The 23,215-nt window shown below is 72.0% G+C and carries 23 protein-coding genes; 17 read left to right on the top strand and 6 right to left on the bottom strand.

Features of this window, described 5'->3' with window-relative positions; all coding sequences use genetic code 11:
• Positions 1-41: 41 nt before the first annotated feature.
• From WFI00_RS02325 to WFI00_RS02355, 7 genes are all read left to right on the top strand, one after another.
• Complete coding sequence (locus WFI00_RS02325) at positions 42-455, top strand: holo-ACP synthase (RefSeq protein WP_336630951.1); 414 nt, start codon at positions 42-44, stop codon at positions 453-455.
• Positions 452-1,576, top strand: a complete 1,125-nt coding sequence (gene alr, locus WFI00_RS02330) for an alanine racemase (protein WP_336630952.1) — start codon at positions 452-454, stop codon at positions 1,574-1,576. The genes WFI00_RS02325 and alr overlap by 4 nt, the downstream gene beginning before the upstream one ends.
• A 156-nt stretch (positions 1,577-1,732) precedes the next feature.
• A complete protein-coding gene (gene tsaE, locus WFI00_RS02335; protein WP_336630953.1) occupies positions 1,733-2,242 on the top strand; it encodes a tRNA (adenosine(37)-N6)-threonylcarbamoyltransferase complex ATPase subunit type 1 TsaE in 510 nt (169 codons plus the stop codon).
• Between the two features lie 46 nt (positions 2,243-2,288).
• Positions 2,289-2,969, top strand: a complete 681-nt coding sequence (tsaB, locus tag WFI00_RS02340) for a tRNA (adenosine(37)-N6)-threonylcarbamoyltransferase complex dimerization subunit type 1 TsaB (protein WP_336630954.1) — start codon at positions 2,289-2,291, stop codon at positions 2,967-2,969.
• Entirely contained in the window at positions 2,966-3,460 is a 495-nt protein-coding gene (gene rimI / locus WFI00_RS02345; protein WP_336630955.1) for a ribosomal protein S18-alanine N-acetyltransferase, read from the top strand. The genes tsaB and rimI overlap by 4 nt, the downstream gene beginning before the upstream one ends.
• Before the next feature lie 91 nt (positions 3,461-3,551).
• Positions 3,552-4,652, top strand: a complete 1,101-nt coding sequence (gene tsaD, locus WFI00_RS02350) for a tRNA (adenosine(37)-N6)-threonylcarbamoyltransferase complex transferase subunit TsaD (RefSeq protein ID WP_336630956.1) — start codon at positions 3,552-3,554, stop codon at positions 4,650-4,652.
• Positions 4,649-5,149 carry a hypothetical protein gene (locus tag WFI00_RS02355; protein ID WP_336630957.1) on the top strand — a complete coding sequence of 167 codons (501 nt, stop codon included), beginning with the start codon at positions 4,649-4,651 and terminating at the stop codon, positions 5,147-5,149. The genes tsaD and WFI00_RS02355 overlap by 4 nt, the downstream gene beginning before the upstream one ends.
• A gap of 36 nt (positions 5,150-5,185) precedes the next feature.
• Here the strand turns inward: WFI00_RS02355 and WFI00_RS02360 are convergent, their stop codons facing one another.
• The gene (locus tag WFI00_RS02360) at positions 5,186-6,391 is read right to left on the bottom strand and encodes a class I SAM-dependent methyltransferase (protein WP_336630958.1); all 1,206 of its coding nucleotides are present in this window, start codon (positions 6,389-6,391) and stop codon (positions 5,186-5,188) included.
• A 168-nt stretch (positions 6,392-6,559) separates the two neighbouring features.
• On the opposite strand from WFI00_RS02360, the gene groES reads away from it, so the two are divergent.
• From groES to WFI00_RS02380, 4 genes are all read left to right on the top strand, one after another.
• Entirely contained in the window at positions 6,560-6,856 is a 297-nt protein-coding gene (groES, locus tag WFI00_RS02365) for a co-chaperone GroES (RefSeq protein ID WP_204962866.1), read from the top strand.
• A 126-nt stretch (positions 6,857-6,982) separates the two neighbouring features.
• Positions 6,983-7,951 carry an acetylxylan esterase gene (locus WFI00_RS02370; protein WP_336630959.1) on the top strand — a complete coding sequence of 323 codons (969 nt, stop codon included), beginning with the start codon at positions 6,983-6,985 and terminating at the stop codon, positions 7,949-7,951.
• Positions 7,952-8,051: 100 nt separating this feature from the next.
• Positions 8,052-8,984, top strand: coding sequence for an EamA family transporter RarD (rarD, locus tag WFI00_RS02375; protein WP_336630960.1), 933 nt, complete (start codon positions 8,052-8,054; stop codon positions 8,982-8,984).
• Positions 8,985-9,154: 170 nt separating this feature from the next.
• Positions 9,155-10,420 carry an ABC transporter substrate-binding protein gene (locus WFI00_RS02380; protein WP_336630961.1) on the top strand — a complete coding sequence of 422 codons (1,266 nt, stop codon included), beginning with the start codon at positions 9,155-9,157 and terminating at the stop codon, positions 10,418-10,420.
• Positions 10,421-10,852: 432 nt separating this feature from the next.
• Here WFI00_RS02380 and WFI00_RS02385 read toward each other — a convergent pair whose 3' ends face one another.
• The 4 genes from WFI00_RS02385 to WFI00_RS02400 are packed head-to-tail and all read right to left on the bottom strand — an operon-like array spanning position 10,853 to position 15,006.
• A complete protein-coding gene (locus WFI00_RS02385; protein WP_336630962.1) occupies positions 10,853-11,590 on the bottom strand; it encodes an ABC transporter ATP-binding protein in 738 nt (245 codons plus the stop codon).
• Positions 11,587-12,618 (bottom strand): ABC transporter ATP-binding protein, encoded by a 1,032-nt coding sequence (locus tag WFI00_RS02390; RefSeq protein ID WP_442928281.1) that lies wholly within the window; start codon positions 12,616-12,618, stop codon positions 11,587-11,589. The genes WFI00_RS02385 and WFI00_RS02390 overlap by 4 nt, the downstream gene beginning before the upstream one ends.
• Positions 12,608-13,597: a branched-chain amino acid ABC transporter permease gene (locus WFI00_RS02395; protein ID WP_336631145.1), complete on the bottom strand. Its 990-nt coding sequence runs from the start codon at positions 13,595-13,597 to the stop codon at positions 12,608-12,610. Before WFI00_RS02395 ends, WFI00_RS02390 begins: the two co-directional genes overlap by 11 nt.
• 5 nt (positions 13,598-13,602) lie before the next feature.
• A complete protein-coding gene (locus WFI00_RS02400) occupies positions 13,603-15,006 on the bottom strand; it encodes an ABC transporter permease subunit (protein WP_442928286.1) in 1,404 nt (467 codons plus the stop codon).
• 192 nt (positions 15,007-15,198) lie between these two features.
• On the opposite strand from WFI00_RS02400, the gene guaB reads away from it, so the two are divergent.
• The 4 genes from guaB to WFI00_RS02420 all read left to right on the top strand — a co-directional run bounded on the left by guaB (position 15,199) and on the right by WFI00_RS02420 (position 19,782).
• On the top strand, positions 15,199-16,701 hold the full coding sequence (guaB, locus tag WFI00_RS02405; protein ID WP_336630964.1) for an IMP dehydrogenase: 1,503 nt from the start codon (positions 15,199-15,201) through the stop codon (positions 16,699-16,701).
• A 234-nt stretch (positions 16,702-16,935) separates the two neighbouring features.
• Positions 16,936-17,166, top strand: coding sequence for a hypothetical protein (locus tag WFI00_RS02410; protein WP_336630965.1), 231 nt, complete (start codon positions 16,936-16,938; stop codon positions 17,164-17,166).
• A 3-nt stretch (positions 17,167-17,169) separates the two neighbouring features.
• Positions 17,170-17,784 carry an endonuclease domain-containing protein gene (locus WFI00_RS02415; protein ID WP_336630966.1) on the top strand — a complete coding sequence of 205 codons (615 nt, stop codon included), beginning with the start codon at positions 17,170-17,172 and terminating at the stop codon, positions 17,782-17,784.
• 309 nt (positions 17,785-18,093) lie between these two features.
• Positions 18,094-19,782 carry an ABC-F family ATP-binding cassette domain-containing protein gene (locus WFI00_RS02420; protein ID WP_336630967.1) on the top strand — a complete coding sequence of 563 codons (1,689 nt, stop codon included), beginning with the start codon at positions 18,094-18,096 and terminating at the stop codon, positions 19,780-19,782.
• Positions 19,783-19,947: 165 nt separating this feature from the next.
• On the opposite strand, the gene WFI00_RS02425 is transcribed toward WFI00_RS02420, so the two are convergent.
• The gene (locus tag WFI00_RS02425) at positions 19,948-21,090 is read right to left on the bottom strand and encodes an FAD-dependent oxidoreductase (protein WP_336630968.1); all 1,143 of its coding nucleotides are present in this window, start codon (positions 21,088-21,090) and stop codon (positions 19,948-19,950) included.
• A 169-nt stretch (positions 21,091-21,259) separates the two neighbouring features.
• Between WFI00_RS02425 and WFI00_RS02430 the strand changes: the two genes are divergently transcribed.
• Entirely contained in the window at positions 21,260-22,375 is a 1,116-nt protein-coding gene (locus tag WFI00_RS02430; RefSeq protein WP_336631146.1) for a GuaB3 family IMP dehydrogenase-related protein, read from the top strand.
• Complete coding sequence (locus tag WFI00_RS02435) at positions 22,375-23,214, top strand: SURF1 family protein (RefSeq protein ID WP_336630969.1); 840 nt, start codon at positions 22,375-22,377, stop codon at positions 23,212-23,214. The genes WFI00_RS02430 and WFI00_RS02435 overlap by 1 nt, the downstream gene beginning before the upstream one ends.
• Position 23,215: the final 1 nt, after the last annotated feature.

Genomic DNA, 23,215 nt, shown 5'->3' on the forward strand with positions numbered 1-23,215 from the left:
CCTTGCCGTTGCCGGAGGGGAGCGGCCGATAGGCTGAGGCCATGATCGTCGGAATCGGTGTCGACCTCGTCGACATCCCGCGGTTCGAGCGCTCCCTGGCGCGCACGCCACGGCTCGTCGAGCGGCTGTTCGCGCCGCCGGAGCGCACGCTCAAACCGCACTCGCTCGCCGCGCGCTACGCGGCGAAGGAGGCTCTCATCAAGGCGCTCGGCGGGTCCGAGGGCGTCCACTGGACCGACATCGAGATCGCCTCCGAGCCCAGCGGCCGCCCCGTCTTCGCGCTGAGCGGGGAGACCTCCGCGACGGTGGATGCCCGGGGCATCACGGCGCTGCACCTCTCGCTCAGCCACGACGCGGGACTCGCGACCGCCTACGTCATCGCGGAGGCGACGGACGAGGCGGCCGCCGCGCCCGTGTCCGCCGCGCGCGGTCCGATCGAGGAGGGGACGCGATGAGCCGTCTGCCCGCCGGAGTGATGCGCGAGGCCCTCGTGGACACCGCGGCGATCACCGAGAACGTGCGCCACCTGCGCCGCCTGACCGATGCGGAGCTGATCGCCGTGGTCAAGGCCGAGGGCTATGGCCACGGTGCGGTGCGCTCCGCCGTCGCGGCCCTCGCCGGCGGTGCCTCCCGCATCGGCGTCTCCGACATCCCCGAGGCGCTGGCCCTGCGCCGTGCCGGGATCGACGCGCCCGTGATGGCCTGGTTGCACGCCCCGGGAATGTCCTTCGCGGAGGCGGCCGCCGCCGGGATCGAGCTGGGGATCTCGAGTTTCGACCAGCTCCAGGCCGCCGCGGCCGCGGCGTCCGCCGAGCGCGCCGTCGCCGTCCACCTGAAGGTCGAGACCGGGCTCGGGCGCAACGGCATCGCCCCCGCCGACGCGCCGATCGTGTTCGCCGAGGCGGCCCGGCTCGAGCGGATCGGCAAGCTGCGGATCGCCGGCGTCTTCAGCCACCTGTCGAACACCAGCGTCGAGGACGACCGCGCCGCCGTCGCCCGGTTCCGCGACGCCCTCGCGCTCGCCGCGACGTACGGCCTCACCCCGCGCCTGCGGCATCTCGCCGCCTCCCACGCCGCCATCGCCCTCCCGGAGGCGAGGTTCGACGCCGTCCGCGTCGGGGTGGCGATGTACGGGCTTTCACCGTTCGCGGATCGGACGTCGAGCGATCTGGGCCTTCGCCCCGCCATGACCCTCCGTGCCGCCGTGGCCGCCGTGCGTCGCGTGCCCGCCGGGCAGGGGGTGTCCTACGGCTACGCGCACCGCACGCAGGCCGAGACGACGCTCGCGCTCGTGCCCGTCGGATACGCCGACGGGGCCCCTCGCGCCGCGTCCGGCGGGGCGGCGGTCCGCATCGGCGGGCAGGTCTTCCCCGTCGCGGGCCGCATCGCGATGGACCAGTTCGTCGTCGACGTCGGGGACCACCCGGTGGCGGTCGGCGACGAGGCGGTCCTCTTCGGCGACCCGACTCTCGGCGCGCCCCCGGTGGAGGCGTGGGCGGACGCCGCCGCGACCATCAACTACGAGATCGTCACGCGCATCGGGCCGCGCGTTCCGCGGCGCGAGGTCACGCGGTGACACGCGCCCGCCGGTGCGCTGCCCGCGCGGGTGCGGTCACAACTCCGGAGAATCCGTGCGCCTCCGGGCCGGCGGCGGCGTGACCGCGCGGAATGCCGGAGCCGCCCCGACGGTTGTTCCGGAGTCGTGCACGCGGACGCGGAGAGGTGGTGCCTGATGGCCGGACTGGATGCCTTCGTGGGGGAGCGCGAGGTCGACTCGGTCGCCGCGATGGACGAGCTCGGCCGCGCCTTCGGGGCGGCCCTGGCCGCCGGCGACCTGGTGGTGCTCACCGGTCCGCTGGGTGCGGGCAAGACGACCCTCACCCGCGGGATCGCCGCGGCCCTGAACGTGCGCGGGCCGGTGCAGAGCCCCACGTTCGTGATCGCCCGTACGCACCCCTCGCTCGCCGCCGGCCCCGCGCTGGTGCACGTCGACGCGTATCGCCTCGGGACCGACGGAGAGCTCGACGACCTCGACATCGACTTCGACCGCTCGGTGGTGGTCGCCGAATGGGCGGCGCCCTACGCCGCCGCGGTCGCCGACGTCTGGTGGGAGGTCGAGATCGACCGCGGCTGGTCCGGAACAGGGGTCGACACCGCGTGCGGCACCGCGGGCCACCACATCGCCGACATGGAGGACGCCGCTCCGCGCCGCGTCCGCATCTCGCGCCGCTCCCGCGGCTGAGCGGCCCCGGGGGCGCGCCGTGATCCGCGCCGACTACCCTGGAAGCGTGATCCTCGGCATCGACACCTCCCTCGCGACGACGGTCGCCGTCGTCGAGGACGACGGGGTGGTTCGCGCCGAGGCCTCCCACGACGACCCGCTCGGTCACGCCGAGATCATCGGCACGCTCCTGCAGACGGCGCTCGCGGACGCCTCCCACGGTCCGGTCGGAACGACCTCGCCCGCCCGCCCGGTCGAGATCACCGCGGTCGCCGCGGGGATGGGCCCGGGACCCTTCACCGGACTGCGGGTCGGGATCGCCGCCGCCCGGGCCTTCGCCCTCGGCCGCGGCGTGCCGGTGATCCCCGTGCCGAGTCACGACGCCGCCGCTCTCGCCATCCTCGTGGGCGCGGCGCTGGCGGACCCGTTCGCCGACCCCGCCCGTTTCGCCGTGGTCACCGACGCCCGGCGCCGCGAGTTCGCCTACTCCGTCTACGAGGGGCTCGACGACGACGGCATCCCGGTGCGCATCGCCGGCCCCGCGCTGACGCCGCGCGACGACATCGACTCCGCCCTCGCGGCGGCGGGTGCGCGCCGGTACGACGTGACGGCGATCTCCGCGGCGATGCTCGCGACCCTCGCGGGGCGGGCGCGCCTCGCGGGGCGCGAGCTCTCCGGCACCGAGCCGCTGTACCTGCGTGCGCCCGATGTCACCCTCCCCGCCGCGCGGAAGCGGGTGGGCACGTGAGCCTGCGCCCCGCGACCGTCGCCGACGTGCCCGCCATCATGGAGCTCGAGCGGGCGTCCTTCCCGTCGGACGCCTGGAGCGAGGCGATGATGCACGCGGAGGTCGCGTCGGCGCACGGCGGCTACCTCGTCGACGTCGAGACGGGACGCGTGGTCGGGTACGGGGGTGTCCGCGCGGTGCGCGGCAGCTCCGACGCCGACATCCAGACCATCGCGATGGCCGAGGCGTGGCGTGGCCGCGGGCGGGGGCGGGCGCTGCTGCGCGCGCTCGCCGACCTCGCGCGGGAGCGCGGGGCGCGGGAGCTCTTCCTCGAGGTGCGCGCCGACAACCCCGCCGCCGAGGCGCTGTACGCCTCGGAGGGTTTCGTCGAGATCGGTCGCCGCCCCCGGTACTACCAGCCCGACGACGTCGACGCGATCGTGATGACGCTCGACCTCGTGGCGTGGGCCGCCGCCCGGGACGACGGGCTCGATGCGGGGGTCTGCGCATGATCGTGTTCCGACAGCAGGCCGGATCGGCCGCCTGGCCCGCCGCCGGGGCCGACACCCGCGGTCCGGCCTGCCGATGTGACGGAGGACGCCGATGACGGTCGCCCAGACGCCGCGCGAACCCCTCGTGCTCGGCATCGAGACGAGCTGCGACGAGACCGGCATCGGGATCGTCCGCGGTCGGACCCTGCTCAGCAACACGATCGCCAGCTCGATGGACGAGCACGCCCGGTTCGGCGGCGTGGTCCCCGAGGTCGCGGCGCGCGCGCACCTCGAAGCGCTGCAGCCGGCGATCGAGGCGGCCGTCGTCGAGGCCGGCATCGAGCTGGCCGACCTCGACGCCGTCGCCGTGACCAGCGGGCCCGGTCTCGCCGGTGCGCTGATGGTCGGCGTCGGCGCCGCGAAGGCCCTCGCCGTCAGCCTCGGCACGCCCCTGTACGCGGTGAACCACCTCGTCGGCCACATCGCCGCCGATCTGCTCGCCGGCGACGAGGTGGACTACCCGACGGTCGCTCTCCTGGTGAGCGGCGGGCACACCTCGCTGCTGCTCGTGCGCGACCTGGTGTCGGACGTGCAGCTCCTGGGCGAGACGATGGACGATGCCGCCGGGGAGGCGTTCGACAAGATCGCCCGCATCCTCGGGCTTCCCTACCCGGGCGGGCCCGAGATCGACCGTGCCGCGGCGACGGGAGATCCGGACGCGATCCGCTTCCCCCGGGGTCTGTCGCGGGCGTCCGACATGGCGCAGCACCGCTTCGACTTCTCGTTCTCGGGGCTCAAGACCGCGGTCGCGCGCTGGGTCGAGCAGGCCGAGGCGGAGGGCCGCGATGTCTCCGTCCCCGACGTGGCGGCCTCGTTCCGCGAGGCCGTGGTCGACGTGCTCGTGACCAAGGCGCTGGATGCCTGCGCTCGCCATGACGTGCCGCGTCTCCTCCTCGGCGGCGGCGTGATCGCCAACCGGCGCCTGCGCGAGGTCGCCCTCGCCCGTGCCGAGGAGGCCGGCGTCGCCGTGCGGATCCCGCCGCTCAGCCTGTGCACCGACAACGGTGCGATGATCGCGGCTCTCGCCGCACAGCTGATCGTCAACGGGCACAGGCCCTCGACCCTCGCCTTCGGGGCGGACTCGACCCTGCCCGTCACCGAGATCCAGATCGCCGAACGATCCGCCGCCGACGTCGAGGAGGCATCGAGATGACGCCTCCGGACGCGCTGACCCCGTCCGACGCGCCCGGGCAGCCCGCGGCGTCGGCGCCCGCAGCCCCGCCCGCCCCGACATCCCCGGCCGGCCCGCGCGTCGACGTCCCGTCCGAGGACATCGCCGCCGCCGAGACGTCCGCCCTGCCGGGGGAGCACCGCGGCGGCTTCCGGCGCGAGATGACCGAGCCCGTGCCGATCACCGCGTCGGTGCGCACCGACGCCGAGTGGGCGGCGCCCCCTCCGGCCACGGCGGCACTGCCGCGCAGCGCGCCGTGGGCGCTGTTCTTCGGGCTCAGCGCGCTGGCGGTGTCGTTCGTCGTCGGCTGGGGCTTCCCGATCGGCCTCGTCGGCATCGGCTTCGCGATCGTCGCCCTGCGCCGCCCCTGGGAGTCGCGCCAGATGGCGGTCTGGGCGCTGTGCCTGTGCCTCGCCTCGCTCGTCTACAGCGCCGGCTGGCTGTGGTGGGCCTCGACCCAGGGGCCGCTGTTCGGCTGAGTCCGCGCGCCCCCGTCGCCGAGGACTCCGTCGGGTTCAGACCCGATCGGCGAGAAGGGTCAGGCGCCGGTCGCCGACGCGGGTGAGCAGGAGCGTCGCGGATGCCGATCCGCGCAGCTTCAGCGTCGCGCGGAGCTTCGCGGGATCGACGTCGACGCCGCGCTTCTTGATCTCCAGGGTGCCGATGCCGCGTTCGCGGAGCGCCCGCCCGAGCGCCTTCGGATCGTTGGGCAGTCGTTCGCGCACCCGGAAGCTCTGGACGAACGGGTGGGGCGACCCGTCCGGCAGCAGCGCGGGCGCGTCCGAGGTCAGGTAGGCGATCCGCGGGTCCAGCATCCCCGCGTCGATCGAGCGGGCGACCTCGCCGATCAGTCGCGCCCGGATGACCGCTCCCTCGGGCTCGTGGACGTACGGGCCGAGGTCGCGGATGTCCGCGTCGTCCGCATCCGCTGATCCGGTGAGCTCCGCGGCCGCCCCGCCGCGGATCACGAGCGCCGCGCGGCGGACCCCGGGCCGCGCGAGCCGCCCCGTCCAGACGACGAGCTCGATCGTCGACCCGTCGACGCTGATCCATTGGGCCTCGGCGTCGTCCGGGACGAGCGTCCGGTCGAAGGCCGGCCCCAGCTTGACGCCCGCGGGGTGCTGCGCGGCGCGCTCCCACACCCACTCGAGCGGCGGCGACCAGTCGCCGGCGCCCACGCGGGTCGTCTCGGTGTGCCCCGCGGTGCGACGGGCGGGATCGAGCCACACGCCCTCCACGTCGCCGAGGTCGACGTCCTGCGCGCGGGCGTGCAGGACGCGCGCCGTGTCACCGAAGGGCGCCAGGTTGTAGGCGGCGAGAGCGGCGGTCACCTCGTCGGCGTCGACGGCGAGGACGTCCAGGCCGATTCCGGCGAAGGCGAGGGCGTCTCCGCCGATGCCGCAGCCGAGATCGGCGAGCCGGGCGATGCCGGCGTCTCGGAAGCGCCCGGCGTGACGCGCCCCGACCTCGAGGCGGGTCGCCTGTTCGAGACCCGCCCGCGTGAAGAGCATCCGATCGGCGAAGACGCCGAACTTCTGCCGCGCGCGCGTGCGCAGCCGCGCCTGCCCGACGGCCGCGGACACGAGGTCGGGGGAGAGCCCGGCCGCGCGCAGGCGCGAGACGGCGGCGGCGACCTGGTCGGTGCCGTCGATCGTGCCGAGCTCGTCGACGAGTCGGAGTCCCTCCGGCGTGAGCAGGGCGGTGAGCTCAGCGAGGTCCATCCGTCCAGCCTAGGCACGTCGTGACCGGAGCGCGCGTCACGGAGTTGGCACTCGCGTTGCACGAGTGCCAACCGCGCTCTAGACTTGCGTTAGCACTCCACCCCGGTGGGTGCTAATCAGTCTTTACGTGTCAACGGCAGTACGCCCCACGCCAGAAAGAGGTACACCGTGTCGGTTTCCATCAAGCCGCTCGAGGACCGGATCGTCATTCAGCAGGTCGAGGCCGAGCAGGTCACGTCCAGCGGTCTGGTCATCCCGGACACCGCGAAGGAGAAGCCCCAGGAGGGCGAGGTCGTCGCGGTCGGCCCCGGCCGCATCGATGACAACGGCAACCGCGTTCCGCTCGACGTCGCCGTCGGCGACCGCGTGATCTACAGCAAGTACGGCGGCACCGAGGTCAAGTTCGGCGCCGACGAGTACCTCGTGCTCTCGGCCCGCGACGTGCTCGCGGTCGTCGTGCGCTGAGACGCCTCACGATCGAAGGGCCCGGATGCCACGGCATCCGGGCCCTTCGTCGTCTCTCCGGGCTTCGGGATGTTCTCCCGCCGCGCGCGGTCCGACCCGCCCGGCGACGCGCCCTAACATCGGATCATGCCTCGTTTCGACCTGCCCCTGTCCGAACTCGTCGACTTCCGTCCCCCGCTGTCGATCCCGGACGACTTCGACGATTTCTGGCAGCGCACGCTGCGTGACGCGCGCGCCGTCGGGGGCGAGCCGATCGTCACGCGGGTCGACGCGCCGCTCACGTCGGTCGAGGTCTACGACGTCACCTTCCCCGGGTTCGCGGGCGATCCGATCAAGGCCTGGTTCCTCGTCCCGGCGGGCACGTCAGGACGCCTGCCGACGGTGGTCGAGTTCAACGGGTACGGCGGCGGGCGCGGATTCCCCGAGGAGCGTCTCGGCTTCGCCTCGTGCGGGTACGCCTATCTGGTCATGGACACGCGCGGCCAGGGGTCGCACTGGGGCGGCGGTGGCGAGACGGCCGACCCGCACGGCACCGGTGCGTCGGTGTCGGGCTTCATGACGCGCGGAATCGACAGTCCCGACGACTACTACTACCGGCGCGTGTTCACCGATGCGGTGCGGGCCGTCGACGCGGTGCGACGGATGGACCGGGTCGACCCCGAGCGCGTCGCCGTGTGCGGCGGCAGCCAGGGCGGCGGCATCGCGCTCGCGGCCGCGGGGCTGTCGGATGGCCTGGTCGCCGCCATGCCGGACGTCCCGTTCCTGTGCTCCTTCGAGCGGGCGGTCGGGATGACCGACGCCGACCCCTACCAGGAGATCGTGCGCTACCTCGCCGTCCACCGCGGCCGCGAGGAGAGCGTCTTCCGCACGCTCTCGTACTTCGACGGCACCGCGATGGCGACGCGGGCGAGCGCCCCGGCGCTGTTCTCGGTCGCGCTGCTCGATCCCATCTGCTCTCCCTCGACGGTGTTCACGGCGTACAACCACTACGCCGTGGACGACAAGCAGATCGAGGTGTACCCCTTCAACCAGCACGAGGGCGGCCAGGGGTACCAGTGGCGCGCGCAGGTCGCGTTCCTCTCCGAGCGCGTCTGACACCCGGCTCCACGCGGTTGACCGGATTTCGCGCGGGATCGGCAGGATCGCATCCCCCGGACGTGTCCCGCAGTGTCAGGACCGTCCTAGGGTAGGACTCATGACAGGTGACACCGCGCGCAGGGAGGAGACCCTGGGCGGCGTGTACGCCTTCGTCGCCTACTTCCTGTGGGGCTTCATGCCCCTCTACTTCCTGACGCTCGCGCCGACCGGGCCGTGGGAGGTCGTGGCGTGGCGGATCCTGTTTTCGCTGGTGTTCTGCGCGCTGCTGCTGACCGTCACGCGCTCCTGGCCGAAGCTGTTCGCGATCCTCCGTAACCGCCGACTGGTCCTGTGGACCATCGCGGCCGGGGCGCTCATCTACGTCAACTGGCAGGTGTTCCTCATCTCCACGCTGACCGGGCACGTGATCGAGGGGAGCCTCGGCTACTTCATCAACCCGATCGTGACGGTGCTGCTGGGCGTGCTGGTGCTCGGGGAGAGACTGCGCCGGGCGCAGTGGGTCGCGATCGGGATCTCGGCGCTCGCCGTGGGCGTCATCATCGTGGGATACGGAGCCTTCCCCTGGATCGCCCTCACGCTGGCCGCCTCCTTCGGCACGTACGGTCTCGTCAAGAAGCAGATCGGTCCGAGCGTCGATGCCATCAGCGGTCTCACGCTCGAGTCGCTGTGGCTCGCCCCGATCGCCGTCGTCCAGCTCGTCGTCGTCGGGGCCACCACCGGCATCACCCTCGGGAACGCGGGGGCGGGGCACGCCGTCCTGCTGACCCTCGCCGGTGCGGTCACCGCCACTCCGCTCCTCTTCTTCGCCGCCGGTGCGCGGCGCGCGCCGTTGACGGTGATCGGGATGCTGCAGTTCGTCGCTCCGATCATGCAGTTCCTCACCGGCTGGTGGATCATGGGCGAGCCGATGCCGGTCGAGCGCTGGATCGGGTTCGGTCTCGTCTGGCTCGCGCTCGTGGTGCTGACAGTGGACTCCCTCGCCGCGGCCCGGCGCTCGCGCGGGGCATCCGACGTCACCGACCTCGTCTGACGGGACGCCCGGGCGCCGCGATCCGCGGTCCCGCACCGTTATCGCACCGTGACTTTTCTGTTTCACACCGTTAACGCATTGCAACATTCGCGAGACGCCCCGCCGACTAGGTTTGACGCACTGGGTGGGCCTCCCGAGGTCTCCCGTGTTCATTCACAGCAAGGAGCAACATGAGCGTCTTCACACGTTCGCGCGCGGGCAAGGTGATCGGCGCCATCGCCGTGACCGCCGCCAGCGCCGTCATCCTCGCCGGCTGCGCCGGAGGCGGAACCTCGGCCGAGCCCAGCGGTAGCAAGGCTCCTGCCGAGGACCTCACCCTCAAGATCGGCAGCGTGCTGCCCCAGACCGGCAGCCTGGCCTTCCTCGGCCCGCCCGAGGAGGCGGGAGTCCTGCTCGCCGTCAACGAGGTCAACGAGGCCAAGAAGGGCCTGACGATCGACTTCACCCCCGGGGACTCCGGCGACGCCGACAACAAGGCGTTCGAGACGACCGTTCCCAAGCTCCAGAGCGCGGGCGTCTCCGCGATGATCGGCGCCGCGGCGTCCGGCGTCACGAAGCTCTTCCTCGACAGCAACGTCTCGGCGGGCATCATCACCTTCTCGCCGGCCAACACGTCTCCCGACTTCACGACCTGGGACGACAAGGGGCTGTACTTCCGCACCGCTCCCAGCGACCTGCTGCAGGGCGAGGTCCTGGGCAACCTGATCGCGGAGGACGGCCACAAGAACATCGGCATCATCTACCAGAACGACGCCTACGGCACCGGTCTCGAGGGCGTCATCAAGAAGGTGTTCGAATCCACCGGCGGCAAGGTCGTGGCCGAGGCGTCGTACAACGACGGCGACAGCTCCTTCGACGCGCAGGTCGCCACGATCGCGGCGGCCAAGCCCGACGCGGTCGTGCTCGTCACGTTCGACCAGTTCGCGACGATCGCGCCGCTGCTGGTGAACGCGGGGCTCCCGGCCAAGGACTTCTACCTCGTCGACGGAAACCTCAAGCAGTGGGGCACGGATGTGTCGGTCTCGCTCGAGGGTGCGAAGGGCACCACGCCCGGACCGGTGCTCGAGGATGACTTCAAGGAGCGCCTGAACACGGCGTGGACCGCGGCGGGCAACACCGCGCTCGAGGACTACTCCTACGCGGCCGAGTCGTACGATGCCGTCGTCCTGCTCGCCCTCGCCTCGATGGCTGCCGGCTCCACCACGGGTGCCGACATCGCCGCGAAGCTCCAGGAGGTCTCCGGCGGTTCGGGAGACGGCGAGAAGTGCACCTCCTTCTCGGCCTGCGCCGACATCATCCTCGCGGGTGGTGTGCCGGACTACGACGGATACTCCGGCCCCGTCACGTTCGACGAGAACGGCGACCCGACCGAGGCGTCGATCGGGATCTTCCAGTACGGTCCCGACAACATGCACACCCGCATCGAGACTCGCTGAGTCCCGACGCACCCGACGGGCCCCGGAGCGATCCGGGGCCCGTCCGCGTTCCCGCCCCCCGCGCCCGCCCGCCCGCCCCCCCGCCCGCGGCCGCCCGCCACATCCGCCGAGTGTCCACGACGCGCGGGAGGGGGAGCTCCCCAGGCGGCGCGTCGTGGACACTCGCCAGGGCTCGTCCTCCTGCGTGCGGCCGTCGGGGCCGTCCCGCCCCCCGTACGCGAGCGCGTTCCGCGCCGCGCCGCTCCGCGCGGCCCACGGCCGCCGAGTGTCCACGACGCGCGGGGCGCGGCTCTATGCCCGCAGCGTGTCGTGGACACTCGCCGTGATGGGAAACCCACGCGCGGACGCGTGGGAGCGGGCGCGGACGCGCGGGAGGGGGGCGCGGACGCGCGGAGACGGGCGCGGGCGGGCGGGAGCGGGCGGGCCCGCGCGTCAGGCGGCCTCGTCGGTTCCCAGCGTGCCGAGGTAGAGGCCGATCACCTGCGGGTCGTTGAGCAGCTCACGGCCCGTGCCCTGATGGGCGTCGCGCCCCTGGTCGAGGACGTAGCCGCGGTCGCAGATCTGCAGGCAGCGGCGGGCGTTCTGCTCGACCATGATCGTCGTGACGCCGGCCTTGTTGATGTCGGAGACGCGGATGAACGCGTCGTCCTGACGGACCGGCGACAGGCCCGCGGAAGGCTCGTCGAGCAGGAGCACCGAGGGGTCCATCATGAGCGCGCGGCTCATGGCGACCATCTGGCGCTCGCCGCCGGAGAGCGATCCCGCGCGCTGCTTCAGCCGCTTGCCGAGCTCGGCGAAGATGCCGGTCACGAACTCGAGGCGCTCCGCGTAGATCCGGGGGTTCTGATACAGCCCCATCTGCAGGTTCTCCTCGATCGACAGCGAGGGGAAGACATTGTTCGTCTGCGGCACGAAAGCGACGCCGCGCTGGACGAGCTTGTCGGCCTTGAGGCCGACGATCGACTCGCCGTTGACCGTGATGTCGCCGCCGCGCACCTTGACCAGGCCGAAGATCGACTTCAGCAGGGTCGACTTGCCGGCGCCGTTCGGTCCGATGATGCCGATCAGCTCGCCCTTGCGTGCGACGAGGTTGGCGCCGTTGATGATGTTGATGCCCGGAAGGTATCCCGCGGTGAGGTCGGCGACCTCGACGACGATCTCGTCGCTCACTTGTTCTCCTCCTCGGCCTCGGCGACCGCTGCCGCCTCGTCTTCCTTGATCTCCTCGAGCAGCTCCTGCGCCGAGGCGTCGAGCTCACCGGCCACGCGTCCGGTCACGACGCCCAGGTCGACGTCCTGGTGGCTGCCCAGGTAGGCGTCGATGACGGCCTTGTCCTCCATGACGGTGTCGGGCGGGCCCTCCGCGACGACTTTGCCCTCCGCCATCACGACGACCCAGTCGGCGATGTGGCGCACCATGTGCATGTCGTGCTCGACGAAGAGCACGGTGACGCCGAGGTCCTTGAGATCCAGGATGTGATCGAGCAGCGACTGGGTCAGCGCTGGGTTGACGCCAGCCATCGGCTCGTCGAGCATGACGAGACTCGGATCGCTCATGAGCGCGCGCGCCATCTCGAGGAGCTTGCGCTGACCGCCCGACAGCGACGCGGCGAAGTCCTTCTCCTTGGCGTCGAGCTTGAACCGCGCGAGCAGCCCGCGCGCCTTCTCCTCGTTGGCGCTCTCCTGCCCCTTCCACAGCTTCGGCACGAAGGCCTTCCAGAAGTGCTCGCCCTTCTGGTTCGGGGCGCCGAGCTTCATGTTCTCGAGCACGGTGAGCAGCGACAGCGCCTTGGTGAGCTGGAACGTGCGCACCTGGCCCATGCGGGCGACCTTGAACGCCGGGATGCCCGCGAGGTTCGTGCCGTCGTACGACCACGTGCCCGAGTTGGGCTTGTCGAAGCCGCACAGCAGGTTGAACAGGGTCGTCTTGCCGGCGCCGTTGGGGCCGATGAGGGCCGTGATCGCGTTCCGCGGGATCTCCAGATGCTCGACGTCGACGGCGGTCAGGCCGCCGAAGCGCCGCGTGACGCCGTCGACGATCATGATCGGGTCGGTCTTGGCGACGCCCGGCACGGCGGGACCGGTGGCCAGGCCGGTGGCCTTCGGCCGCGGCACGCTGCCGGTCGCGGGGGCACTGCCGGTCGCGGGGGCGCCGGGGGCGCCCGGGGCACCCGTGGGTGACGTCTCGTTACTTGACAAAGGTCATCTCCCTCTTGTCGCCGAGGATGCCCTGCGGCCTGAAGATCACGAGGAGCATGAGCGAGACGCCCACGAGGATGTAGCGCAGCGTGCCCGCCTGGATGTCGGTCATCGGCAGCCACCCCGCCTTGGCCATCTCCGGCAGGAGGTTGCCCAGCAGCGCCATGACCATCCAGAACAGGACGGCGCCCAAGCTCGGCCCGAAGATGGTCGACGCCCCGCCGAGGAGGAGGATCGTCCAGAGGAAGAAGGTGAGCGCCGTCGTGTAGCTCGAGGGGATGACCGCGGACGGCAGCACGTAGACGATGCCGCCCAGCGCTCCGATCACGCCACCGACGACGAGCGCCTGCATCTTGTAGGCGAAGACGTTCTTGCCGAGCGAGCGCACGGCATCCTCGTCCTCACGGATGCCCTTGAGCACCCGGCCCCACGGGCTGCGCATGAGCGCCCACACCACGAAGAGCGACACGGCCAGCAGGATGAGGCCGAACACGACCACCCACAGCTGCTCGGGCGTGAACTGCCACGGGCCGAATCCGTAGCGTCCGCCGCCGGGCAGTGCCGGGAACGGGTTCGCCGACTGGAAGCTCCCGTTGTAGTTGCCCAGGCCGTCGGCCGAGTTGGTCCACTCGTCGAACACCTGCGTCGTGAACAGGAGGCGGACGATCTCGGCCGCCGCGATCGTCACGATCGCGAGGTAGTCCGCGCGCAGCCGCAGGGTCGGGATGCCGAGGATGAATGCGAAGATCGCTGCGAGGACGAGCCCCATCATCATCGCGAGCCACCACGGGAACCCGAAGGTCAGGATCGAGATCGCGTAGCCGTAGGCGCCGAGGGCCATGAAGCCGGCCATGCCGAAGTTGAGCAGGCCCGCGTAGCCGAAGTGCACGGCGAGACCCGTGGCCGCGAGTGCATACGCGATCGTGACCGGGCTCAGCAGGTAGCTGAGCGTGTTGGAGAGGATCGAGCCCCAATCCATGGCCGTCACCCGAGCCTTTCTCTACGACCGAGGAGGCCTTGCGGTCTCACCAGCAGGATGAGGATCAGCACGACGAGCGCGCCGGCGTACTTGAGGTCGGACGGGATCCACAGCGTCGAGGTCTCGACGACGAGTCCGACGATGATCGATCCGAGCAGGGCGCCGAACGCGGTGCCGAGTCCGCCGAGGGTGATGGCCGCGAAGATGAGCAGCAGCATCTGGCTGCCCATGTCCCAGCGCACGCCGGGGCGGAAGTACGCCCAGAGGATGCCCGAGATCGCCGCGAGCGTCCCGGCGAGCACCCACACGATCCGCACCACGCGGTCGACGTTGATGCCGGATGCCGAGGCGAGCTGCGGATTGTCCGAGATGGCGCGGGTCGCCTTGCCGATGCGGGTGCGCAGCAGGAAGAAGGCGACGGCGAGGATGACGACGACGCTGACCCCCATGCTGACCAGGTCGATGTACGACAGCTGGATCGGTCCGAAGTCGATCGGCGTCGGGCTCGCTCCCGGCAGCTGGTAGGTCTTGCCGCCGATGAAGAACTGGTAGGTGTACCGCAGCGCCAGCGAGAGGCCGATGCTGACGATCATGAGCTGGACGACGCCGAGCCCTCGCCTGCGCAGCGGCCGCCACAGCACGACATCCATCGCGAAGCCCAGGACCGCGCCGGCCCCGATCGCGATGATGAGCGCACCCCACAGCGGCAGCGCGAGGGCGGACGAGGCCACCAGCGCCACGAGGGCTCCGAAGGTCACCATCTCGCCGTGGGCGAAGTTCGACAGCCCGGTCGTGCCGTAGATCAGCGCCGCGCCCATCGCCGCCAAGGCCAGGAGGAGACCGAAGTTCAGGCCGTTGACGAGCCGGACGGCCAACTGATCGACGAAGGACTGCGTCGTGCGTTCGCCCGCGCCGAGGAACAGGTTCACGATCTTGGTGTTGGTGAGCCCGAACTCGACCTCGAACTCTCCGGTCGAGCCCTGTTTGGGCTGAAGGCCCTCGGGCAGCTGCGAGGGATCGACGATGACGCCGTCGGGCAGCGTCGTCTCGTCGACGGTGAGCGTGTACGTCGCCTTCTCGGGCACGTACAGGCGCCACTTCCCCTCGGCGTCGGTGATCGTCTCGGCCTCGAAGCCGTTGCCGGAGACCTTCATCGTCACCCCCGCGACGGGCTGCTCGGCATTGGTGATGACGCCTCCGAAGTAGAAGTTCGTCTTCTCCTGATCGCCGCCCGGGGTGTCCGGTGCGGCGGCGAACGCGACGCCGGCACTGCTGAGCAGAAGCGCTGCGGCGGCGAGGAACGCCCCCAGCACGAGGATGAACCACCGCAGCGGATTTCGCGCAGTGACGGTCGTGGGACTCAAAAGATCCTCCAGTCCGGCGCACCAGTCGGGGTGATGCGGTCGCATCGACATTGATCAACGACGGTACGAGCGTAATGTGTCCACTTTGTTTCCGCCTCCCTCTTGCGTGTTTCCGGTTTTCTCCTCTCCGTTCCGGCGACCCGAGAAGGGCGCCGTCCGGAATGAACGCACGCGCGCGCGACTTACACTGGGTGGACGGGTCGGGGCGGCCCGCGAGCGACAGGGCAGGGAGAGTACGTGGAGCACAACGATCCGTTCGGATTCGTCGGATTGACCTATGACGACGTGCTGCTCCTGCCCGGGCACACCGACGTCATCCCCTCCGAGGCGGACACCTCGTCGCGCGTCACCCGTCGCATCACGGTGGCCACGCCTCTGCTCTCCGCCGCCATGGACACCGTCAGCGAATCGCGCATGGCGATCGCGATGGCCCGCGAGGGCGGCCTCGGGATCGTCCACCGGAACCTGTCGATCGCCGACCAGGCGGCCATGGTCGACCGCGTCAAGCGCAGCGAGTCGGGCATGATCACCGACCCCATCACGACCAGCCCCGACGCGACCATCGACGAGGTCGACAAGCTGTGCGGTCAGTACCGCATCTCGGGACTGCCGGTCGTGGACGACGACGGACGCCTGCTCGGCATCATCACCAACCGCGACATGCGGTTCGTGTCGGGCTTCGAGCGCCAGACGACGAAGGTCCGCGACGTGATGACCCGCGAGGGCCTGGTCACGGGCCGGGTCGGCATCGGCGCGAACGAGGTCATCGCGCTGTTTGCGCAGCACCGCGTCGAGAAGCTGCCGCTCATCGACGACGACGGGCGCCTCGCCGGCCTCATCACGATCAAGGACTTCGACAAGAGCGAGAAGTATCCGCTGGCGACCAAGGACGAGCACGGACGGCTGCGCGTCGGTGCGGCGATCGGCTTCTTCGGCGACGCGTGGGAGCGCGCCGAGGCGCTGCGCGACGCCGGCGTGGACGTCATCGTCGTCGACACCGCCAACGGGCAGTCGCAGGGGGTCATCGACATGGTCCGTCGCCTCAAGGCGGACGAGTCCTTCGCCCACATCGACGTCGTCGGCGGCAACGTCGCGACCCGCGAGGGCGCGCAGGCCCTGATCGATGCCGGCGTCGACGCCGTCAAGGTCGGCGTCGGGCCCGGGTCGATCTGCACGACGCGCATCGTCGCCGGCGTCGGCGTCCCCCAGGTGACCGCCATCTGGGAGGCCTATCAGGCCGCGCGCGACGCGGGCATCCCCGTCATCGCCGACGGCGGCCTGCAGTACTCGGGCGACATCGCCAAGGCCCTCGTCGCGGGGGCTGACACGGTCATGCTCGGCTCGCTCCTCGCCGGCACCGACGAGTCGCCGGGCGAGATCGTCTTCCAGGGCGGCAAGCAGTTCAAGCTCTACCGGGGGATGGGATCGCTCGGCGCGATGCAGACCCGCGGAAAGAAGACCTCCTACTCCAAGGACCGGTACTTCCAGGCCGACATCCCCTCGGACGACAAGCTCATCCCCGAGGGCATCGAGGGCCAGGTCGCGTACCGCGGCCCGGTCTCGGCGGTCGCGTACCAGCTGGTCGGCGGCCTGCGGCAGTCGATGTTCTACGTCGGCGCGCGCACGATCGAGGAGCTCAAGGCGCGCGGCAAGTTCGTGCGCATCACGGCCGCCGGACTCAAGGAGAGCCACCCCCACGACGTCCAGATCGTGGTCGAGGCGCCCAACTACAAGAAGTAACCCCCCGCGGCTCGCGCGGGCGGCCCGTCTCGCGGCGTCCGGCCCTGGCGGCTTCCCGCCCTCGCGAACGCCGCAGGATGTGACGAACTCCGCACCCGTCTCCACGATCGGGTGCGGAGTTCGTTGCATCGTGCGGAGTTCATCGGCTCCTCCCCAGGCGACGGATGCCGCGGACTGTCCACGGATGCGGGTGACGCGGCATCCGCGCGGCCGCCGTGCCGTCAGGATGCCGGTATGCACCTCGCCCCCGTCTCGGAACGCCTGCGCGGAACGGCCGCGCACCGCGAACAGCTGCGCGGAGAGGGGTACCGAGACACCCAGATCCGGGCGGCGGTGCGGGCGGGGGAGATCGAGGTGCATCGTCGGGCGTGGTTCGTGTCGCCGGATGCCCCCGAGCATCTGCGCGCCGCGGCGCGGTGGGGAGGGCGGCTGACGTGTACGACGTACGCGCGGTCCCGCGGATAGTGGATGCCGGACGGCGTCGGCGACGAGGTGCACCTGCACTTCCCGCCGGGGTCGACGGGGCCCCGTGCCCCGTGGGACGGGGTGGCCCACTGGACGCGCCCGGTCGGGCCGCTCGGGCGGTCGTTGGTCGCGACCATCGAGGATGCCCTCGCGCACGTCGCGGTCTGCCAGCCGCCCGCCGTCGCGCTCGTGCTGTGGGAGGCGGCCGCCCGCGCGGAGCATCTCGCCCCCGGGGCGCTGCGCGCGATCCGATGGCCCTCGCGCGCCGCGGCCGACCTCGCCGCCGAGGTCACCGGGCTCGCCGATTCGGGGCTCGAGGTGCTCGTGTGCCGTCCGCTGCGGCGGCTGTGCGTGCGGGTGCGGCAGCAGGCGGTCGTCGCGGGCAAAAGGGTCGATGTGCTCGTGGGTGAGTGGCTCGTCGTCCAGATCGACGGGTGGGCGCATCATTCCTCGTCGGCGCAACGCTCGAAGGACATCGCGCACGATGCGGAGCTGCGCCTGCGCGGCTACACGGTGCTGCGGTTCTCCTATGCGCAGGTGGTGCACGACGCGGTGGGCGTCGAACGCACCATCCGCCGTGCGCTGGCGGCGGGCCTCCACGCCGCGCCCACCCGCTGACCCGGGCTCGCCCCGCGGCATCCGCCTCGCCGCATCCGCCTCGCCGCATCCGCCTCGCCCCGCGGCATCCGCCTCGCCCCGAAGTCCGCAGAATGCGACGAACTCCGTACTCCGTGGCCCGGTCGGGTGCGGAGATCGCGCCAATCTGCGGAGTTCGTGCCGGAGCCGGGCGCCCGAGGCCGGAGCGGGCTGCCCCGGGGCGCCCCAGTCCGCCCGGCGCGCGGCGGGGGCCCAAGTTCGATCGGATGCGCGCGAGCGGATAAGCTGGTCGGCTCTGCGCCGCTGTGGCCCGGGGCGGAAGGACCTGCCGTGGGCTACATCGACATCGCCGCCGTCTCGTTCGTCCTGCCGGACGGGCGTCCCCTCCTCGACGAGGTGACGTTCCGCGTCGCGGACGGGAAGACCACCGCGCTGATCGGCCAGAACGGCGCGGGCAAGACCACCCTCCTGCGGATCATCCGCGGCGAGCTCGCCCCGCGGTCGGGAGCGGTCACGATCGACGGCGGGCTCGGCGTCATGGACCAGTTCATCGGTCACGGCGAGGCCGGTCAGACGGTGCACGACCTCCTGATCGCCGTGGCGCCGAATCGCATCGGCGCCGCCGCACGCGAGCTCGAGGATGCCGAGGCCGCGATCATCGAGCGCGACGACCTCGACACGCAGATGCGCTACGCCGCCGCGCTCGCCGACTACGCCGAAGCCGGGGGATACGAGTACGAGACCGTCTGGGACACGTGCACGGTCGCCGCCCTCGGCGTCCCGTTCGCGCGGGCGCGCTTCCGCGATCTCGGCACCCTTTCCGGCGGAGAGCAGAAGCGGCTCGCCCTCGAGGCCCTCCTGCGCGGACCCGACCAGGTGCTGCTCCTCGACGAGCCCGACAACTATCTCGACGTGCCCGGCAAGCGCTGGCTCGAGGAACGGCTGCGCGAGACATCCAAGACCGTTCTCCTCGTCTCGCACGACCGCGAGCTGCTCGCACGGGCCGCCGATCGCATCGTCACGCTCGAGGCGGGCGCCGCCGGAAGCACCGCCTGGGTGCACGGCGGAGGATTCGGCACCTATCACGCCGCGCGCGACGACCGGATGGCGCGCCTCGACGAGCTGCGCCGGAGGTGGGACGAGGAGCACACGGCGCTCCTCCGCTTCGTCGCCGACATGAAGGTGAAGGCCGCCGCGAGCGATGACTTCGCCTCTCGGTATCGTGCGGCCCAGACGCGGCTGCGCCGCTTCGAGGAGGCCGGACCGCCCGAGGAGCGTCCCCCCGTGCAGAACCTCGACGTGCGCCTGCGCGGCGCGCGCACCGGCAAGCGCGCCGTCGTCGCCGAGCGGCTCGAGCTCACCGGGCTCATGCAGTCCTTCGACCTCGAGGTGTGGTTCGGCGACCGCGTCGCGGTGCTCGGATCGAACGGATCGGGCAAGTCGCACTTCCTCCGCCTCCTCGCACGCGGCGGCACCGATCCCGACGGCCTCCTCGGCCACATCACCGAGGTCGGCGCCGCCCTCGACCCGGTGGCGCACACGGGTCGGGCGGTGCTCGGCGCGCGGGTGACGCCCGGCTGGTTCGCGCAGACCCACCGGCATCCGGAGTACGCGGGCCGCTCGCTCCTGGACATCCTGCACCGCGGCGACGATCGCAGGACGGGGATGCCGCGCGATGCGGCGAGCTCCGCCCTCGACCGCTACGGTCTCGTCCGACAGGCCGAGCAGGACTTCGACAGTCTGTCCGGCGGGCAGCAGGCGCGGTTCCAGGTGCTCCTTCTCGAACTCTCCGGGGCGACGCTGCTGCTGCTCGACGAGCCGACCGACAACCTCGACCTCGTCTCGGCCGAGGCGCTGGAGGATGCGCTGCAGCGGTTCGAGGGGACCGTCCTCGCGGTGACCCACGACCGGTGGTTCGCGCGCTCGTTCGACCGCTTCGTCGTGTTCGGGTCCGACGGACGCGTCGTCGAGACCGGCGAGCCCGTGTGGGACGAGAAGCGGGTCGCCCGGGCCCGGTGAGGCCGGGGCGGGCGCGGAACGTCGCAGGACGCGCCACGAACTCCGCAGGATGTGACGAACTCCGCACGAGAGGCGGCCGATGGGTGCGGAGGACGTGAGATTCTGCGGAGTTCGTGACGGGTGACGGGATGCCGGGCCGGGCCCGGGACGGGGCGGTGGCGGGGCTCAGGCGACGGGCAGCCGGAAGGGCGCGGCGGCCCGCGCCGACGGGTCGAGCGCGAGCGCGGCGAGGGTGGCGCCCACGCCCGGGGCGAACTTGAAGCCCTGGCCGGAGAACCCGGCGCCGACCACGATCCGGTCCACGCGGTCGAGGACGAACGCCTCGGTGGGCGTCGACGTGTACGTGCACGAGATCGGCACCGCCGTGTCGGGATCGAGCCCCGGCATCCATTCGCGCACGTAGTCGCGCAGCTCGCGCTGCCGCACGGGGCGGTGCGGGCGTCGGTCGGGGTCGACCTCGTCGCCGATGCCGTGGAAGCCGACCTTGACCCCTTCGCCGGGCGTCGGCATGCCGTACACGTTCGCGGGCTGCGACCCGGGCGCGACGAAGTGGTTGAACGACGGCCAGGTCTCGTCGCCGACGGGGGAGAAGTGCGCCGGCGTCTCCTCCGTGACGCGCAGGGGCGGCAGCGCGATGCCGGGGCCCCCGTCCTCTGCACGGATGCCCGCGAGCAGCCCCGCCGTCCACGCCCCCGCGGTCACGACGGCGACGTCGGCGCGGATCGCCGCGGCATCCGTCACGACGTCGACCCCGCTCGCATCGGGGGAGACGGCGCGCACGCGGGTGTTCCACCGCACCTCGCCGCCGCCCGCGACGATGCGCCGCTCGAGCTCGCGCAGAGCCGCCGCCGCGCGCGCGACTCCCGCGTCGGGGGAGAAGAGCACCGTGTCCTCGAAGCGCATGCCCGGCCAGCGCCGCGCCGCCTCGGAGCCCGAGAGCAGGTCGGCGGGGATCCCGCGCCGCGTCAGCTCTCCGGCGATCGTGGCGAGGGTGACCCTCTCGCCCTCCGCCCCGCTGCCGAGCGCCGCGCCCGCCCCGTGCGAGACCAGCCCGTGCCGCCGCAGCAGCGGCTCGCCGTCGACCTCGCCCAGGGCATCCCACCCCTCCCGGGCGAGCGCGAGGAGGTCGAGGTAGTGCGCCTCGCCGTAGGCGTTGTTGTAGTTGCGCGTCTCGCCGTGCGAGGCCCCCTCGTGGTGGCCCCGCGCGAAACGCTCCAGCACGACCGGGCGTACGCCTCGGCGCACGAGCTGCCACGCCGTCGCGAGCCCCATGACTCCGCCGCCGACGACCACGATGCGTTCCGTCACGCGCCCTCCCTCGTCCGCCTCCATCCTGCCGCCACGCACCGGCCTCGGCGAGAAACATGACCGCGCGTGAGAAACACGGGCGGGGAGGGTTTCTCGTGTCGGGGATGGCTTCTCGCGGGCGCAGGACGGGAGGCGGGGAGGGGGCGGCGGGTAGGCTGGGGGCGTGAGCATGGAGATCGAGCTCGGCCGCGCCAAGCGCGCCCGCCGCGCCTACGCGTTCGACGACATCGCGGTGGTGCCCTCTCGCCGCACCCGCAACCCCGAGGACGTGTCGACGGCCTGGTCGATCGACGCCTTCGGGTTCGAGATCCCGGTGCTCGGAGCGCCCATGGACTCGGTCATGAGCCCCACCACGGCGATCATGCTCGGCCAGCTCGGCGGACTCGGCGTCCTCGACCTCGAGGGCGTGTGGACCCGCTACGACGAGCCCGAGCCGCTCCTGGCCGAGATCGCCTCGCTTCCCGCGGCCGAGGCGACCCGCCGCATGCAGGAGCTCTACGCCGAGCCCATCAAGCCCGAGCTCGTCCGCGACCGTCTCGCGGAGATCCGCTCGGGCGGCGTCACCGTGGCGGGCTCGCTCACGCCGCAGCGCACCCAGGAGCTCTACGAGACCGTCGTCGCCGCGGGCGTCGACCTGTTCGTCATCCGCGGGACCACTGTCTCCGCCGAGCACGTGTCGTCGGATGCCGCGCCGCTGAACCTCAAGAAGTTCATCTACGACCTCGACGTGCCCGTCATCGTCGGCGGGGCGTCCACGTACACCGCGGCCCTGCACCTCATGCGCACGGGCGCCGCGGGCGTCCTCGTCGGCTTCGGCGGGGGCGCGGCGTCGACGACGCGCGCGACCCTCGGCATCCACGCCCCGATGGCGACGGCCGTCGCCGACGTCGCGGGAGCCCGTCGTGACTACCTCGACGAGTCGGGCGGCCGCTACGTGCACGTCATCGCCGACGGGGGCGTGGGCACGTCCGGTGACATCGTCAAGGCGCTCGCGATGGGAGCCGACGCCGTCATGCTCGGCGTCGCCCTCGCCCGCGCGACGGATGCCCCCGGCCGGGGCTTCCACTGGGGGCCGGAGGCGCACCACGCCCGTCTCCCGCGCGGCAAGCGGGTCGAGGTCGGCCAGGTCGGTCCCCTCGAGCAGATCCTGTACGGTCCCGCGCCGGTGGCCGACGGCACGGCGAACCTCATCGGCGCGCTGAAGAAGTCGATGGCCACGACCGGGTATTCCGACCTCAAGGAGTTCCAGCGCGTCGAGGTCGTCGTCGCGCCGTACAACGTCTGATGACGTCCTCGGATCGGACCCCCGCGGAGGTCTTCCCGCCCACCCTGCGCGAGGTCATGCTGCGCCCGTGGTGGATCGGGATGCTCGCGTTCGCCCTGCTGGTGGCCGCCGTCTTCGCCTGGCTCGGCCAGTGGCAACTGGGCCGCGCGATCGACACCGACCCGCCGCCCCCGGGCATCACCGAGCAGGTGACCCCGATCGCCGAGGTCATCCAGCCGGGACGCTACTTGCCCGAGCCCCTCGTCGGGCAGCGGGTCGAGGTCGACGGATCCTTCGTGCCCGGCGACTTCCTCGTGGTGTCGTCGCGCTACAACGACGGCGAGGCGGGCTACTGGGTGACCGGTCAGCTCCGCCTGTCGCCGGATGCCTCCCTGCCCGCCCCCACCTCCCTCGCCGTGGCGATCGGGTGGACGGCGGACCGCGCCGCGGCCGACGCCGCGGCATCCGCCCTCGACGCCGACCCGGGGTCGGCGGTCCGCCTCACCGGGCGCCTCATCTCGGACGAGGGCCCCGCCCTCCCGGGACGCGGCGCCGCCGCGACCGAGATGACCCGGATGTCCCCCGCCGCTCTGCTCGGGTGGTGGCACGACGTCGAGGAGCTCAACGTCTTCCGCCCGTACCTCGTCGCGGACGCCGGGGAGGCCCTGCCCGCCGGTCTCGTCGCCATCGACTCGCCGGCGCCGACCGAGGGCTCGAACGTCAACTGGCTGAACATCTTCTACGCGGTCGAATGGGCCATCTTCGCCGGCTTCGCCTTCTACATGTGGTACCGGCTCGCGCGCGACGCGTGGGAGAAGGAGGTCGAGGCCCTCGACGAGGCGCGCCAGGCCGACGGCTAGA

This window comes from Microbacterium sp. MMO-56 (genome assembly GCF_037146215.1).
In the GTDB taxonomy this organism is placed as follows: Bacteria; Actinomycetota; Actinomycetes; order Actinomycetales; family Microbacteriaceae; genus Microbacterium.

Excerpts from the sequence above, each read along its gene's own strand:
- WFI00_RS02325 (WP_336630951.1), top strand. The coding sequence starts at position 42 with ATGATCGTCGGAATCGGTGTCGACCTCGTCGACATCCCGCGGTTCGAG.
- alr (WP_336630952.1), top strand. The coding sequence starts at position 452 with ATGAGCCGTCTGCCCGCCGGAGTGATGCGCGAGGCCCTCGTGGACACC.
- tsaE (WP_336630953.1), top strand. The coding sequence starts at position 1,733 with ATGGCCGGACTGGATGCCTTCGTGGGGGAGCGCGAGGTCGACTCGGTC.
- tsaD (WP_336630956.1), top strand. The coding sequence starts at position 3,552 with ATGACGGTCGCCCAGACGCCGCGCGAACCCCTCGTGCTCGGCATCGAG.
- WFI00_RS02355 (WP_336630957.1), top strand. The coding sequence starts at position 4,649 with ATGACGCCTCCGGACGCGCTGACCCCGTCCGACGCGCCCGGGCAGCCC.
- WFI00_RS02360 (WP_336630958.1), bottom strand. The coding sequence starts at position 6,391 with ATGGACCTCGCTGAGCTCACCGCCCTGCTCACGCCGGAGGGACTCCGA.
- WFI00_RS02370 (WP_336630959.1), top strand. The coding sequence starts at position 6,983 with ATGCCTCGTTTCGACCTGCCCCTGTCCGAACTCGTCGACTTCCGTCCC.
- rarD (WP_336630960.1), top strand. The coding sequence starts at position 8,052 with ATGACAGGTGACACCGCGCGCAGGGAGGAGACCCTGGGCGGCGTGTAC.
- WFI00_RS02380 (WP_336630961.1), top strand. The coding sequence starts at position 9,155 with ATGAGCGTCTTCACACGTTCGCGCGCGGGCAAGGTGATCGGCGCCATC.
- WFI00_RS02395 (WP_336631145.1), bottom strand. The coding sequence starts at position 13,597 with ATGGATTGGGGCTCGATCCTCTCCAACACGCTCAGCTACCTGCTGAGC.
- WFI00_RS02400 (WP_442928286.1), bottom strand. The coding sequence starts at position 15,006 with ATGCGACCGCATCACCCCGACTGGTGCGCCGGACTGGAGGATCTTTTG.
- WFI00_RS02410 (WP_336630965.1), top strand. The coding sequence starts at position 16,936 with ATGCACCTCGCCCCCGTCTCGGAACGCCTGCGCGGAACGGCCGCGCAC.
- WFI00_RS02415 (WP_336630966.1), top strand. The coding sequence starts at position 17,170 with ATGCCGGACGGCGTCGGCGACGAGGTGCACCTGCACTTCCCGCCGGGG.
- WFI00_RS02430 (WP_336631146.1), top strand. The coding sequence starts at position 21,260 with ATGGAGATCGAGCTCGGCCGCGCCAAGCGCGCCCGCCGCGCCTACGCG.
- WFI00_RS02435 (WP_336630969.1), top strand. The coding sequence starts at position 22,375 with ATGACGTCCTCGGATCGGACCCCCGCGGAGGTCTTCCCGCCCACCCTG.